12 protein-coding genes and 1 pseudogene are annotated in these 14,232 nt (G+C 42.3%); 10 read left to right on the plus strand and 3 right to left on the minus strand.

Annotated features, from left to right (window positions below; translation table 11 throughout):
• Positions 1 to 14: 14 nt before the first annotated feature.
• A pseudogene (locus tag VER99_RS20950) lies at positions 15 to 281 on the plus strand (lipase family protein); the annotation flags it as partial.
• Between the two features lie 565 nt (positions 282 to 846).
• A complete protein-coding gene (locus VER99_RS20955) occupies positions 847 to 4,242 on the plus strand; it encodes a prealbumin-like fold domain-containing protein (RefSeq protein WP_020335239.1) in 3,396 nt (1,131 codons plus the stop codon).
• A gap of 444 nt (positions 4,243 to 4,686) precedes the next feature.
• Here the strand turns inward: VER99_RS20955 and VER99_RS20960 are convergent, their stop codons facing one another.
• On the minus strand, positions 4,687 to 5,649 hold the full coding sequence (locus VER99_RS20960) for a hypothetical protein (protein ID WP_152490593.1): 963 nt from the start codon (positions 5,647 to 5,649) through the stop codon (positions 4,687 to 4,689).
• A gap of 607 nt (positions 5,650 to 6,256) precedes the next feature.
• On the opposite strand from VER99_RS20960, the gene VER99_RS20965 reads away from it, so the two are divergent.
• From VER99_RS20965 to VER99_RS20980, 4 genes are all read left to right on the plus strand, one after another.
• Positions 6,257 to 7,204 carry a hypothetical protein gene (locus tag VER99_RS20965; protein WP_152490592.1) on the plus strand — a complete coding sequence of 316 codons (948 nt, stop codon included), beginning with the start codon at positions 6,257 to 6,259 and terminating at the stop codon, positions 7,202 to 7,204.
• A gap of 114 nt (positions 7,205 to 7,318) precedes the next feature.
• The gene (locus VER99_RS20970) at positions 7,319 to 7,540 is read left to right on the plus strand and encodes a hypothetical protein (protein WP_236614666.1); all 222 of its coding nucleotides are present in this window, start codon (positions 7,319 to 7,321) and stop codon (positions 7,538 to 7,540) included.
• Between the two features lie 139 nt (positions 7,541 to 7,679).
• On the plus strand, positions 7,680 to 7,940 hold the full coding sequence (locus VER99_RS20975) for a DUF5062 family protein (protein WP_020335235.1): 261 nt from the start codon (positions 7,680 to 7,682) through the stop codon (positions 7,938 to 7,940).
• 152 nt (positions 7,941 to 8,092) lie between these two features.
• Positions 8,093 to 8,677 carry a DUF1294 domain-containing protein gene (locus VER99_RS20980; protein WP_020335234.1) on the plus strand — a complete coding sequence of 195 codons (585 nt, stop codon included), beginning with the start codon at positions 8,093 to 8,095 and terminating at the stop codon, positions 8,675 to 8,677.
• Between the two features lie 230 nt (positions 8,678 to 8,907).
• Here the strand turns inward: VER99_RS20980 and VER99_RS20985 are convergent, their stop codons facing one another.
• Entirely contained in the window at positions 8,908 to 9,279 is a 372-nt protein-coding gene (locus VER99_RS20985; RefSeq protein WP_236614665.1) for a hypothetical protein, read from the minus strand.
• A 37-nt stretch (positions 9,280 to 9,316) separates the two neighbouring features.
• Between VER99_RS20985 and VER99_RS20990 the strand changes: the two genes are divergently transcribed.
• Both VER99_RS20990 and VER99_RS20995 read left to right on the plus strand, forming a co-directional pair.
• Positions 9,317 to 9,610, plus strand: coding sequence for a hypothetical protein (locus tag VER99_RS20990; protein ID WP_020335232.1), 294 nt, complete (start codon positions 9,317 to 9,319; stop codon positions 9,608 to 9,610).
• Between the two features lie 360 nt (positions 9,611 to 9,970).
• The gene (locus VER99_RS20995) at positions 9,971 to 10,138 is read left to right on the plus strand and encodes a DUF3012 domain-containing protein (protein WP_014234573.1); all 168 of its coding nucleotides are present in this window, start codon (positions 9,971 to 9,973) and stop codon (positions 10,136 to 10,138) included.
• Between the two features lie 198 nt (positions 10,139 to 10,336).
• Here the strand turns inward: VER99_RS20995 and VER99_RS21000 are convergent, their stop codons facing one another.
• On the minus strand, positions 10,337 to 11,269 hold the full coding sequence (locus VER99_RS21000; RefSeq protein ID WP_020335230.1) for a LysR family transcriptional regulator: 933 nt from the start codon (positions 11,267 to 11,269) through the stop codon (positions 10,337 to 10,339).
• Between the two features lie 153 nt (positions 11,270 to 11,422).
• Between VER99_RS21000 and VER99_RS21005 the strand changes: the two genes are divergently transcribed.
• Positions 11,423 to 12,862 (plus strand): NAD-dependent succinate-semialdehyde dehydrogenase, encoded by a 1,440-nt coding sequence (locus VER99_RS21005; protein ID WP_020335229.1) that lies wholly within the window; start codon positions 11,423 to 11,425, stop codon positions 12,860 to 12,862.
• A 323-nt stretch (positions 12,863 to 13,185) separates the two neighbouring features.
• Positions 13,186 to 14,220: a TRAP transporter substrate-binding protein gene (locus VER99_RS21010; protein WP_020335228.1), complete on the plus strand. Its 1,035-nt coding sequence runs from the start codon at positions 13,186 to 13,188 to the stop codon at positions 14,218 to 14,220.
• The last annotated feature ends 12 nt before the right edge of the window (positions 14,221 to 14,232 follow it).

The following is a 14,232-nucleotide window of genomic DNA, read 5'->3' on the forward strand; positions in this document are numbered from 1 at the left end:
ACAGCGTGGATGGTCAAGGTAAGCGAATTACGATTACTGGTCACTCCTCTGCAGTCGCGATCGGCAGAGTATTCGCCGACTATATTGAGTGAAAGTATCCAAAAGAAATTAAACGCGTAGTGACATTCGGGCAACCAGCCATTGGGGATTGGAGGTTTAAACAGCATTATTGTTTGGGGCACAAAACCTACCGTGTCTGCTGCGATATCGACATTGTCACCTTCATGCCGCCAGTACCGTTTGTTTCTTGGCATGTAGGGAAAACATTTTGGACAATCAACAAACACTAGCCACAAGCTTAATTCTCATTTTTAATACTTCCTCATCAAATACGTGTTGATCTAACACCTCTGCGCTCTTGCCTTAAAAAATGGCACGCAAAACTGTAAACCAAGTGTTCACCTGTACACGTAGTACATCTACAAAATGCAATGCTTTAACTCTATCCCAACCTATTGAAGTTAAATGTATATTTTCAACTCCGACGAATATCGCATAACACCAGGCTAACAAACTGTTCACCATGGCAATATGAAACAAACCGCTTAAAAAATATTTTATTTACATATCAGACAGATAGGTTTTGGTTTATTTATTGCTTTCGTGTATGCAACTGACAGCGAGTTCCAGTCTTAAACGATGTTCTAACAACTCTGGATGAAGCTGTCTTGGGACGGGGGCAAAAAAGTTTAGTGTGTTCAATAATGCCGAATCCAGTGTTGGCACCAGTGAATACTCACATAGCCCTTTTATCAACTTTCAATGAAAAAGAAGGTAGATGATGGAACATTTAATCAATAGCCGACATAAAAGTTTGCTCAAAGATGAAATTCAAGGAGTAACTTTATGAAATCGTACACTAAACTTTCGGACGCAGCAGCAAGTCCGAGAACATTGGTGAGTGGAACGCTAGTAGCCGCTGCGTTGACCGCTTTTTCTCTCTCTTTTCCCGCATTCGGTTTTATCGAACCACCTAATACCGTCAATCTAACTCATGAGGCCTGTCGTAACAATGGTGATATTGTCTTGCCTAATGGCGACGATAACTTCATTTGTCCTGATGACGCCTATACCACAGGTAACTTAGGTAAAGGCTGGAATGAACTCGATCTTGTGCCTCACAGAATCACGCTCAGCAATGGTAAGAGTGATGGTGATATTACTTATAACCTTCGAGCTGCAGCGAACAATATAGATCAAGATAAGTTAGGATATGATGCTATTTCTCCTGCTGCTGATATTGTTGTCATCGGGGATTGTACGGTAGCTACAGCCTTCAATGATCCACTGCAACCGTGGGGCATCACTAATGAAAACCTTAATGGGGCAGATCAAAGCCTGTTCCAGGAGTTTGAAATCACCCAAGGCCCAAATACCTCTTGTGAAATTAACTTTTATTATCGCCTTGCGGTGGGTGCCAACGAATATCCAGGCTCATCATTGCAATCCTACCTTGCAGATCAGAGCGTATTTCAAGGTGGCCTTCGCACTATTTCACTTCCTGTAAGAGAAATACTGCCGCAAGACATCAGTAAAGACATGGATGCTAGGCAAGATACCGACTTTACTTGGAACCTTACCAAGGAATCAGACAAGGCCAGTATCAACCTCGGCGATACTTGTGATGTCGAAAATCCTGCATCTAAGGATGTGGCCATCAAGCTAAAATGGCAACTTCTTGAGGGGGTCCCTGGCAAGGTAACGGTGAAAACCAACATCACCTTAACGAACCCAGCCAGTCGCCCTATCGATGTTGATGTCACCGATGTTATTCGCGGTAACCTTGGCGGTGGATTAATCGATCTAGATATCAAAAACTTTAATACCGTCACTGTGCCTGCCAATACCACGCTGCCACTAACAGTGCATATGTATATAGCTGAGTCCAATGTCACAGAGTTAATGGATATCGCCACTGCCACCTATACAGACCAAGCAACAGGTATTCCTGTGCCTGGAGAAACAGTCGCGGAGTTTGATCTTACTACCGATGGTTTGGGCATTCAGCCAGGGGCTTCGACCAATACTACGGCCGTCGTCACCGATGAAGAATACATCACAGGTAATTATTTGCAGTACAGTGCTGGCAGTACGGCAAGTGGCAGTGCAACAGGTAATTTCACCGTTGACGGACTCGAGTACACCTTTAATACTCTGCTAAACAAAATGTCACCTAACCTACTGTGGACATCTGGTACTCAGCCAGAGGAGCAAGCAACCTGTACTACAGCGGGTGAATGTTTTGTCACTATTAACAAAACGGTTTCTGTTACCCAAAGACCTATCGTGACCAGCGGTACTTTGTCGGATCAAGCACTCTTAGTTGCAAGTGATGGCTTTAGCGTAAGTTCGCCTACTTCAGGTCCACTTAACATTGAAATTACATCTGGTGCTTTAGTGGATTACAGCATTAAAGGCACCTTCCAAGATGATATTTTACAAGGCAACGAGGAGGTCACCTGTCAGGTTGTGGTGAAAAACAGCAGCAATGAGGTGGTGTTAGACACAGATTACACTTTTAAAGAGGGTCAATTAGAGATAGATAAAACCTTTGAAAATATCCTTCCCGACAAATACGCTGTCACTGTCGGTCCCTGTGATCCTAATATCTTCCAAGCAGACTTTGATCCAACTACTCCTGAGCTTGATGCAACGACCACGATAGATCTTACTCTAGGTCCTGACTCAACTTTGGATGATTGTAGTAAAGGCGTAGTCTTCATTGCACGTACGTCTGTACCTCTTGGGGCTGTTGCAGAGGTTAATAAGGTAACGGAGCCTGCTGGTTTGGAAGATGACTGGACGATGACTTTACAAGGTCCTGGCCTACCTGATGAAGGCCTATCTCTCGTAACCAGCGATAACGATGCTGTTGCGTTTGAACGATTCCAGAAAGATCTAGCAGACTTCTTGTTGCAAGAGGGCACATATACCATCACGGAAACCCTGAAAGAGGGCTGGACACAAGTGAGTGCCGTCGGTGATTGTGAGTTTACTATCAACTATCCTGCCGATTACGGCTTAGTGAAAAAATGTGAATTTACTAATCGAAAACTAGGAACAGTGATCATCAATAAAGAAACCCTACCTGATGGAGATACAGCCACAGCCTTTGCCTTTACTGATGATATCTCTGAACCTAATACCTTCGAACTCATGGATGATGGCACCAAAACCTTCTTGAATATTGCTCCTGGTGAATACACTGTCGCTGAAACCGATCCTAATCCCGATTATGATCTCAGTGCGCTGGTATGTACCGACGATGCAACCCAAGAAGGCTACAACGTGCTTGACTCTGGTGTCGATGTCGCCAACCTCACAGCAACCATTAACTTAGATGCAGGTGAAACGGTTGAATGTACCTTTACCAATACCAAACGCGGTATGGCGATGGTCAACAAATTAACCGACGGTGTTGCCAATACCAGTATAAATTGGGTATTCACGTTAAGCGGCCCAGAGGTCAATGCTAGCGACCAAACGATCCCTCAATCTGGCCCAGCCGATACCTTGCTTGACTTTAATAATGCCAAGTTGATTCCTGGTGAAACTTATCGTCTCTGTGAAGTCGATATCCCTGTTTCTTGGACAACGGTTTGGACTGTGGGTGGTGTAACCATTCCTGAGGTACTAGACAATGCCGATCCTGATCTCCTCTCAGGTGAAAACTACAGCCCTGTGTTTAACCCTAACTATGTTGCAACGGGAGAAGCTGATAACTCCACCTTGTGTGTGAAATTTGTTGTTGAGCCAGGTCAGACTCTATCGTTTGAAGTCAATAACATCTCACCACCAGGAGGTGATCAACGTACTATCGGTTATTGGAAAAACTGGAACACCTGTAGTGGCGGTAGACAGCAGTTCAAGGCTGCAGATAATGGCTTCTTCTTGTTAGAAGATGCACTACCACTCACTATTGGTAACCTAGTGGTGAGTACTTGTGACGTTGGCCGTAGCTTATTGGATAAACGAGATATCCACAGTGGGAAAAAACGTGCGGGTGATCCTGCATATGGTTTAGCTGCACAGCTTCTCGCTGCTAAAGCGAATGTAGCTGTTGGTGCTGGTACTTGTGCTGCCGCTACCAATGCAATAACAGAAGCTGATGGATTACTCACAGACATTGAGTTTGACGGTAAAGGCGATGTGCTTAAGAAAGGTAATCGTCAGCTTAAGATCCAAGCCAATGACTTAGCTAGTAAGCTGGATGATTACAACAATGGATTGCTATGTCCGTAATCTGAGTTAAAGGCTCATATGAGTAATGCCAGTCAGTTATGCTGACTGGCATTTTTCTTATTGAACGGCTGAATAAAACACACCTAACCTAGCTTTGATAAATAAGGAAGATTGAACTCTTGATTAGTGGTTTTGTCATACCCTTGATAATTAATCAAAAGCTAAATTAGCAAAACCACTGACTAATAAATGTCCAGAAACGAGTTTAGTGAAGCAGGGGCAGCTTGTACGATTAGGTAAAGAACACAACCAAGTGCAAATTGTTTAGGCTCATTCCTACCAAGTAGTGGTATAGACTATGGCATGTGAAATCGACGGTTAGTAAGTCGCGGGTTGCTGTAGCGTAACTAGCAGACAAAGCCTAGTGCCATTTTAAACACCAGTCGGGAGTACAGACTGGTGTCAATGTAACAAACCATTTTGGTACCGAGCTGTAGTTCGAATTTAAGGCACAATATTTACGTTATCTGAGCCTTCGATAGCGCTTCCATCTAGCAGGTTACCTGATAACGTAGCAGAAGTATTTCCCTCTTCAGGCACAACTGAGATAGTCACAAAATGACACACGAGATCATTGTAACCGTCTGGAAGGCCTGCTGGTTCAATACTAAAATCACCACTTACGTCTGCTAAGCTACATAGTGATTTATCTTTTTTACCTACAGTCTTAACACCTGCAGAACCAAGTGACAAAGAGTTAGTGTCTATGTCGTTAACATCAAATGTATCGGAACCTAGGATGGCTACTGGTGTTGCTCCAGCAGAATCCAAGTTAATATTATTTGGGTGACTTCCCGGCTTGATGTCAATATTGACTTGAATTGTTGAAGATGGATTGATGAAAGTTAAGTTGTCGATTAGTACACATTTAGTTGCGTTATTAGTATCTAGATCTGGGATTATTTCTATTTTAAGTTCATCGAATCCATCGCTATTTTCAAACCCTAAAAAATAAGCGTCATTGAAACTCGTATCGACAACTTGAGTATCAACCACGTTACCGTCAAGCAATGCTGTAAGCCGAGTACTCTCCAAATCGGCGGTGGAAACATTAAATCCAGCCATTGTTGTTGGCTCGTTAAACAGTATAGAACCGAATGTTGAGCAACTTTCACTGCTGGAGATGTATTGGTTCACCATACAACGGTCACTCATGCCAGTATTTAATTCGTCGCATTTGCTTACCAGGTAAACTTGAGTGCCGTTAAATGTCACTCCTAAAGATGAAAATTGATCAGTGATAAAAGTCCCGTTTGGAATAGAAAGTTTATCAAATGTGATAGTTGTTGCGCTGGACGGAAAACCACTGATGTCGCTAATTGGACCATCAGCTGCAATAGCAGAATTCATAGTAAATATACTGAGTAGTCCGATGGCCAAAGCATGTGCAGGAATGTGAGTTGTCATGTTCGCTTTCTCCTCACGTGTAAACTGAATAGTTTCCAAGAAGATACAGCTCCATTTCTTCCAATTTGAGCAGGCTTTACCACTGACATTGTTAGCGTACGCTAGATTACCTGCTTACTTTTAAACCGTAATATTATAGGCGGGTTTGATTGTGCAAGTTAACTTATATATGAGACGAACAGGTCTTTTATTGAGTTGTTTGTTAGTAATGGGTCTTGTCGTGATTTACCAATCCACACCTCGATGTGAAAGATACTTCCGATAGGTCGCTGGTGGTCGGCACGGTGGGATCTAAATATCATTATTTAGATTGAAATTTACAGGTAAGACCAGTTGATTTGATTTTATAAAGTTCTTTTTTATCATTGCGATAAGTTTGCTATCGCGGCGTATTACTTAAAATTCTCTGAAACTATCTCAATAGTGAGAGGTGTCGTGTGTTTCATATTTCTATGCTGGCTTAGTGGCACACGGAGCAGGTGCATATGTGCCTATAGCGGCAAAACAACACGATCAGGGGAATAGAGTATGAATAGTAAATTAGGCATCGGTGCGTTAAGTCTCTTAACACTGAGCATCATTGCTACACCAACCTTTGCAAAAGGTAATGAAAAAACCAATGGAGGAACAACGCCACAAGGCAAGCCTTTTGTATATTGGTGAACAAATTGAAGTGATTGAAGCCGTTCAACTTTCTCTACAAGAACAAATCGATGATTTAGTCGGTGACGTTTCAAGCATAGAAGAGCATTTGGACGCAACGGAAGATGCCATTGAAGCTTTACAAGCTAAAGATGCGGCTTTACAAGCATTAATCGATGCAAATGCAGGGAACATTACTGATTTACAGGGTGAGATAACGCGCCTTCAGGATGAGTTAGATAAACTCCGCACTGATATGACGACCGGTGACGATATTCTGCAATCGAAAATCGATACTAACCTTGCTCTGATTGGAGTCCTTCAGCTTGCGGTTGCAGAATTCAATACTCTCCAAGGGCAGATTGACGCATTGAAAGCCGAAAATACTAGCCTACGACTAGCGATGGAAGCAGGGGACTTATCACTTCAATCACAAATTGATTCAATCGGTCTCCTAGAATCACAAATTGAAGCCAATAAAGCTCTAATTTCTGGATTACTTTCACAGGTCAATTCGCTATCTATTAGCATAGATCGATACGCAAGCTACATGAATAGAGAGTGTCAACCTGGAGAGTTCTTACACTCTACGAACGTTGATGGTTCATATGTATGTGAAGTTAGCGGTGGTGGGATTGGGGGATTCCTTCAACTTCGGGCTGTTAGTTATACTTCTATCCAAAAAAACCAAACTGGGAGTGCGACAGCTGAGTGTCCAAGTGGAAGTATTTTGACCGGTGGGGGATTCGCAAAGTCTGAAGAATTAGAAGTACTCGAATCGAGACCTATAGTGATGGCTGGAGATGTTTCAAACACCAGCACCAACCGCGCCTGGTTTGTTCGAGGTTTAAACCCAAATAGACCATACCCCCTAAATATTTATTCTTCGGTGATTTGCTTACAACCACTTTAAGTTATTCCTTTCATTTCGATAAGCGGGCTTAAACTGGTAGTGCTTAAGCCCGCCACAGTCTAACTAAAAGGTGTCTATCAAGTCGGTGGCTATTCAACCCAACGAATGGGCGGCGTGTTTAGCAAACGTAAAGAGCAGGTATTCAAGCTCAAGCCACATTATGAGTTTTCAGTGGATAAAGATACGGGGGTTATCAAAACCAGCTTGTACTGCGCTAGCGAGCTAATGCGAGCATTAAAAGGCGTAGCCTTAGCAGGTCAACAGTTCATCACAAGAGTCTTTCAGTGGCAGGTATCTTCAAGCGTTCGCTTTGCTCTTTACCTTGGAGTTCTGTGAATAACTGTATTTTTAACTAAAAACCCAATGAATTAACCAAAAATGATTTACTTTGCAATTTAGGAAACCATCAGTTGCGAGCGATGATATTGCGGATATATAGTGGTTTCGAGCGGGTTGACGCTGAGGAGGCTAAAGCATGTCCAAAGTAACAAAAATGCGTAACGAAGATAAGCTCGTCAAGAAAGCATTAGAAGTGGGTTCTAAGCTAGCAAAAATGCAAGGTTTTGAACTACCTCAACACTCCCAACCGACTCTAGCGAAAGCTGTGTACCTGTTCTTGGTTGAAGCTAAGCAAATCACACCATTACCAGCAGACAAGTTGGACGGTGCGAACATTAAGAAACGCTTAGCCATATGGATTCACAATGCATTGCCAGATGGTGATCCCCTAAAATAATGATTTCAAATCATTTATACCTCAAAGTTTGCTAGAGCTGTCAGTTTCAATAGTACCTTCCGTTGCTCTTTGGCTTAACTTATCTAATACTGCCATATGAGACAAAATACTTATAAAGTGGTTTTCTATTAGAGTATTAATTGAGGATTATGATGAAAGGTCAAATAGTAAAGTGGGACGATTCAAAAGGTTATGGGTTTATATCTGCTTTGGATTGTGAACATAGAGTTTTTTTCCATGTGTCCTCGGTAGAGAGTATAAATCGTCGCCCAAAACTTAATGACCATGTGACTTTTGATTTGAGTAAAGATAATCAAGGTCGCATAAACGCTAAGAATGTGTACATTGAAGGTGTACATGGCGTACCTATAACCATTCTATTCAGTTCTATTTTTCTGGTTGTCCTTGCCGCATCTATATTTGCTTTTGACGGTGAGATGTTTCTGTTACCGTTGTATTTAGTCGCGAGCCTATTCACTTATCTTATGTTTGCATGGGACAAACAAGCGGCTCTGAGTGGGAATTGGAGAACATCTGAAAATACTCTTCATCTCCTTTCTCTAATCGGTGGGTGGCCTGGAGCGTTGTGGGCACAATACCTATTGCGACACAAATCAAGAAAGCAACCATTTAAATCGATACTATGGGTAACAATAGTTTTTAATATCTGTGTACTCATTGGCTTGTTCACGACTTCTGGAAGAGAGTTTATTCAAACTTCTTTGGCTAGTATATAAAGTCGCTTGAAATCGAAAATGCCCCATTCCAATTTAGCTCGTTTGGTCGTCACTCTTCACAGTTGATAACTTGACCTGTTTTTTCTAATCAGTGTAGTTTTGTATGGTGAAATAGAGCCTGACAACGGCTTTGTTGCGTAATTCGATGGAACTAAATCAGGAAGTTACGATCTGATCGGCTACATCAGTTAATCATCGTAGCCTTATGCCGAAACCTCATTACAAAACAATTAACAGGACTCATTCAAAAGTACCTTGTAGTATTTCGGTAAGAACAACTCACCTTTTTGCCATTCTAATTGAACGTGTTGGCATCGGCCTTGGTAAAGATAGTTACCGTCGGCGTAGATTGACTTGCCTTTATCTATCACCTGATTAAGGAACACAGCTTCTTCGATTTTATCGTCCATTCTGATTTTTGTTTGCAAGTCTCTATCATCATCTATTGCTATCGTCAGAATCCTATTTTTGGCGCTGAACTCTACAGATCTAAGATTATTAATTTTGACTTCATCGCCACTGGTGTAAAAGTAGAACGCTACTGCAATTAAACCCAGAATAACAAATATTTTCATTTCATCCTTATAAGTAATAAGTTGCATAATAGGCTATTTTAACACGATGTTTTAGAGAGAAAAATTGATTGAAACGGCAGTCTTGTTGGAGTATTCAATAAAGAAAGATGTTTCAAAGGTCTTAGTAGAGCAAGAGAAGTTTCTTCATGTTAGGGCGTTTGACTCTAACGATCGTAAAGAGATTGAGGACGGGGCTGCTGAAGAGTACATGAGGGCAAACCAAATGGAGCCAGTAGAAGTTGTTGCGGTATACGATGTGATTTTTCCTCTACCTACAGACAGCACAACGCCACCAACAATGCTACGAATTAGTTCAAGTTATAAGGTACTAAATAACAAGTGGGCTGTATTAAATTAGCACATAACAAAGCATTTATAGTGATTCGCAACGCTTGGCATTTTCACTATGCATTGGTTTTAGTGGTTGAGATGTTATACGGCAGCATCAGTATTGCGTTGATCACCTCAACAGGGTGTTAATTTCACATATGTCAGCTAATCCGTTATATCCTAATTTAGTAATATAACTGACAAAGTTTTGCCCAATAACGGCTTAGCTCAAGTCGCGACATCAACGTCCATGACCAACTGTTCTTGTTTGTATTATAAGTGTCCCTATATATTGGTCAGCGACTATCCATTGACCCGCTCAACTTAATATTTCATTATGCTGTGAATGACTGATGTCTTTTTCTTGGACGAAACTATGAAAAAATTAATGAAAACTTATTCTTGTATATTTGGTTTATTGATGGGCGTTTTGGCTATACAAGGCTGCTCGCCTGAAGTTGGAAGCAAAGAATGGTGTGCAGAAATGAAAGAAAAGCCTAAGGGAGACTGGACAGCAACTGAAGCCGGTGATTTTACGAAACACTGCATATTTTAAATTAAATATAAAGCTTGAGTCATATGCGGGTGTTAATTGCCCGCTTTTATCCCGGTTACAATTGCGTGCTCTCGGACAGAACAGGTCCGTCTTTAAATGTTAAGTTATTGTTTATATTGGTGTTGTTGGTCTTGGCATGAAAAAGCCTCCTCATTCGATGAGGCTTTGGTTAGTGAACAAAGCTAATTATAACTTTTCTTAAGCGTTCTGCTTACGGTAAAAGTCGCGCATGGTTTTTATAAACAATGAGCGCACCTTATTGATTGAATGGGTCTTTTTGGTGATCGCCATTATTTCTACATAATAGTGTCTTGTATCTGGGGCGATCGGTACAAGTTCTCCATTATCGACATAGGGCTTGGCGTAGTTTTCTGGCAAGTAACCAATAAATCTGGACGAGAGTATCAACGCCATTCGAGATTCATAGTTATACGCCGTGGCTTTTAAGTTCATTTTAGATAAAGGAGAGTGGAGGAGCTCCTGTGGCTTTAATCCTGCGTAAACGACAGGGAATCCGTTGATGATGTCCTCAGAAAGCTCTTTCTCAGATAGTTTGGCAAGCGGGTTATCTTTGCTGGCATAAAGGTAACAAATATCGGTATAGATGTGTTCGTATTCCAAGCCATCAAGCTCACGGTGAAAAGGGATAAAACCGATATCGGCTTCTTCTTGCAGCACTTTGCGTTCTATTTCCGTCATACGAGCCACTTCGGCCGTTAGGTAAACTTCTTTGGCGATGCTGGAGAAGTTACGGATCACTTCAGGCATCTTCGCCCTATTATCCAAACTTATGTTATCGCTAAATAGCACTTCTAAGCTGCCAGACGGTTGAATGTCGAGATGGTTAATGGTGTTACGAAAGTCCTCAAGCTCCCCCAGTAACTTTACTGTTGCCTCGTAGACTACGGCGCCTTCTTCCGTTAGAGCAAACCCGGATCGTCCACGACGACATAAGACGAGATTTAATCGAGATTCGAGATTAGATATGTGAATACTGATTGTAGAGCGGCTCACGTTGAGCTCAGTTTCTGCAGCGGAAAAACCACCGCAATCAGCGACGACTTTAAAAATTTTCAGTTGTTTTATTTCGTAGTCACCAATGTGACCAATAGGTACGGCGTTTCTGGTCATTGTTTTATGCTCGTAAAACTTTATGTTTATCGAGGAATATTTATATGCCTCAATAGATTGTTATCATTAGGTTAAGTTCCATCGCTATTTTGCGCGATTTGGCTTTTTATATCTTTGACATTGTTAATGTTTATAACAGTAGGAATAGAACTAATGACAGATTTGATCTTATCCCGTGGTTTTATCAATGGGGAGTGGGTTGAAGCGCACGATGGCAAGCAAGTCGATGTAATAAACCCATCCACAGGTGCGTTAATTACTTCTGTCCCTGATATGGGGAAGGAAGAATCGGAAGCCGCTATCATGGCCGCTCATTCAGCATTTAAAGAATGGCGCACTACCACCGCGAAACACCGCGCTGGATTACTTAAAAAGTGGTTCGATTTAATTATCGAAAACGCAGAGCAACTCGCTAAGATACTTACGACAGAGCAAGGTAAGCCATATAAAGAGGCTTATGGTGAAGTGCTTTATGGCGCGTCGTTTATTGAATGGTTTGCCGAAGAAGCGAAGAGAATGTACGGCGATGTGATTCCGTCAGGCAATCCAAACAACCGTTACATGACTATCAAGCAACCTATTGGTGTCGTTACTGCGATTACACCATGGAACTTTCCCGTCGCAATGATCACTCGTAAAGTTGGCCCAGCCCTGGCTGCGGGTTGTACTGTCGTGATTAAGCCGGGTGAAGACACACCGCTATGTGCGTTAGCAATGGTAAAACTTGCCGAGCAAGCGGGTATACCAAAAGGTGTGGTTAACGTTGTGACAACTTCTCGTCCTGCTGAAGTCGGCGATGTACTGTGTTGCCACCCTCTAGTAAGCAAAATCTCTTTCACAGGATCAACGGCTGTTGGAAAGCTCATTCTTCGCCAAGCCGCTGATACGGTCAAAAAAGTGTCTTTAGAACTCGGTGGCAACGCGCCATTTATTGTCTTTGATGATGCAGATATTGATAAAGCGGTTTTGGGTGCCGTGATTTCTAAATACCGTAATGCAGGGCAAACCTGTGTCTGCACCAACCGATTCTACATCCATGATGCTGTGTACGATGAGTTTATGGATAAATTCACTTCAGCAGTGAAAGCACTCAAGATAGGTGATGGTTTAGTCGAAGGTACTGAGATCGGTCCGCTAATCAATCAAAAAGCGTTTGAAAAAGTATCGAGTTTGGTAGAAACAGCAATAGAGCAAGGCGCGACGTTAGCGTTAGGTGGCCAGGGGCTGGAGAACGGTCAGCAGTTTTATCAGCCAACCATTCTAACCGAAGTGACTGAAGCGATGGATATTGCTCATCAGGAGCTGTTTGGTCCGATTTCAACCATCTTCCGATTTAATGACGAACAGGATGTGATTCGTCGTGCCAACGACACGCCATATGGCTTAGCGGCTTATTTCTATACACGAGATCACAGCCGCGTATGGCGCATGAGTGAAGCGCTTGAGTATGGGATTCTTGGTATCAACGAAGGCATTATTTCGACGGAAGTTGCGCCATTTGGTGGTGTGAAGGAGTCGGGATGTGGGCGTGAAGGTTCTAAATATGGCATTGAAGACTATTTGGAAATCAAATACCTATGTCACGGAATTTAACGAGTCCTCCGCTCAGTGTGAGAAACGCTCAGTCTTTATTTTAAATGATTTACCCTAAGCAGTTCTTTTCCATATATTTGATAAAAATATTTTGCAGCACTTCGAGTGCTGCTTTTTTTTGTTTTAAAAACAGGTAATTCGCCGTGAGGTCGTTATCCCATCTCATTGGTTTGATGGCTGTAAAACTTTAGGTGAAAAAATATGAATTTAACGAATGTGATTAAAACGTAACAATGCTTAACGTGACTGTAACAAGGAGTGACGAGTCACTTCTCATTGTTTCTGGCTGAGTCAGAGCAAAAAATAATCCAAGGAGAAAGTTTATGTTTAAAAACTTAGGAAAGCTGAACAAAGGAAGCCTGGCAAAGATTGTTGCTGCTTGTTCTCTTGCAATTTCAAGCACTTTATTCACGGTTCCTCAAGCGTTTGCAGCTGAACATAATTGGCGTTTTGTAAACCTATACCCGCGTGGTACGGCATACGGTGAAGTGTACAAAGACTTTGCTGATAACATTGAAGCGATGTCAAACGGTCGTATTTCTGTTCAGGTCATGTACTCAGGTGAAGGCGTAGGGCAAACGGGTGTTCTTGGCTCAGTAAAATCAGGCTTGATAACAATGGGTGCTCCTTTCCAACCAATGCATGCTGGTGAATTCCCAGCGGGTGTTGTGGAAGTTGGTTTGCCAGGTATGACCGATGATGTTGGTGAACTTAGCGCGCTGTTTCATGAAAAAGGCTGGGGAGAAGTCCTGGAAGAAGCATATGACAAGCAAAACCTAGTTTGGCTTGAACCTTACATCCAGCTACCCGTTTATGTCCTAACGAAAGAACCAATCAATTCTATTGAAGATTTCCAAGGTCTGAAGATTCGTGCTCCTGGTGCATACGGCAAATTCTTACGCAATTTGGGCGCATCGCCTGCGTCACTCTCTTACAGCGAAATTTACACCAGTTTAGCCACGGGCGTTATTGATGGCTCGATCGGCAGTAATATTATTGACCACCGTGACGGTAACCACGTTGAAGTAGCGAAATACATGTACCGCCTACCAATTGCTGGCGCGCAAACTTTACCGATTGTGGTTAACAAGGGTGCATGGAACAAACTATCGGATGATTTGAAAGCGATTGTTCGAGCGGCAAGTGCGGTTCATGCCCGTGAGCAGATGACTAAATCTCGTCTTTGGGAATCACAAGCTATCGCTGAAATGGAAGCGAAAGGTATGAAGTGGAGCCCTGAGCCGAGCGACCAAGACAAAGCGAAATGGAACGAAAGTGCAGGCTCACTTTGGAAAGAATATGCAGATTCTGACAAGTACAGCCAGCGCCTAATTAAGATCGTTCAAGACACCCAATAACGCACTTTAGAT

Origin of the sequence: Vibrio natriegens NBRC 15636 = ATCC 14048 = DSM 759 (genome assembly GCF_035621455.1) — a bacterium.
Lineage (GTDB): Bacteria > Pseudomonadota > Gammaproteobacteria > Enterobacterales > Vibrionaceae > Vibrio > Vibrio natriegens.

Excerpts from the sequence above, each read along its gene's own strand:
- VER99_RS21005 (WP_020335229.1), top strand. The coding sequence starts at position 11,423 with ATGACAGATTTGATCTTATCCCGTGGTTTTATCAATGGGGAGTGGGTT.
- VER99_RS20955 (WP_020335239.1), top strand. The coding sequence starts at position 847 with ATGAAATCGTACACTAAACTTTCGGACGCAGCAGCAAGTCCGAGAACA.
- VER99_RS20975 (WP_020335235.1), top strand. The coding sequence starts at position 7,680 with ATGTCCAAAGTAACAAAAATGCGTAACGAAGATAAGCTCGTCAAGAAA.
- VER99_RS20985 (WP_236614665.1), bottom strand. The coding sequence starts at position 9,279 with ATGCAACTTATTACTTATAAGGATGAAATGAAAATATTTGTTATTCTG.
- VER99_RS21010 (WP_020335228.1), top strand. The coding sequence starts at position 13,186 with ATGTTTAAAAACTTAGGAAAGCTGAACAAAGGAAGCCTGGCAAAGATT.
- VER99_RS20965 (WP_152490592.1), top strand. The coding sequence starts at position 6,257 with ATGAAAAAACCAATGGAGGAACAACGCCACAAGGCAAGCCTTTTGTAT.
- VER99_RS20995 (WP_014234573.1), top strand. The coding sequence starts at position 9,971 with ATGAAAACTTATTCTTGTATATTTGGTTTATTGATGGGCGTTTTGGCT.
- VER99_RS20980 (WP_020335234.1), top strand. The coding sequence starts at position 8,093 with ATGAAAGGTCAAATAGTAAAGTGGGACGATTCAAAAGGTTATGGGTTT.
- VER99_RS20960 (WP_152490593.1), bottom strand. The coding sequence starts at position 5,649 with ATGACAACTCACATTCCTGCACATGCTTTGGCCATCGGACTACTCAGT.
- VER99_RS21000 (WP_020335230.1), bottom strand. The coding sequence starts at position 11,269 with ATGACCAGAAACGCCGTACCTATTGGTCACATTGGTGACTACGAAATA.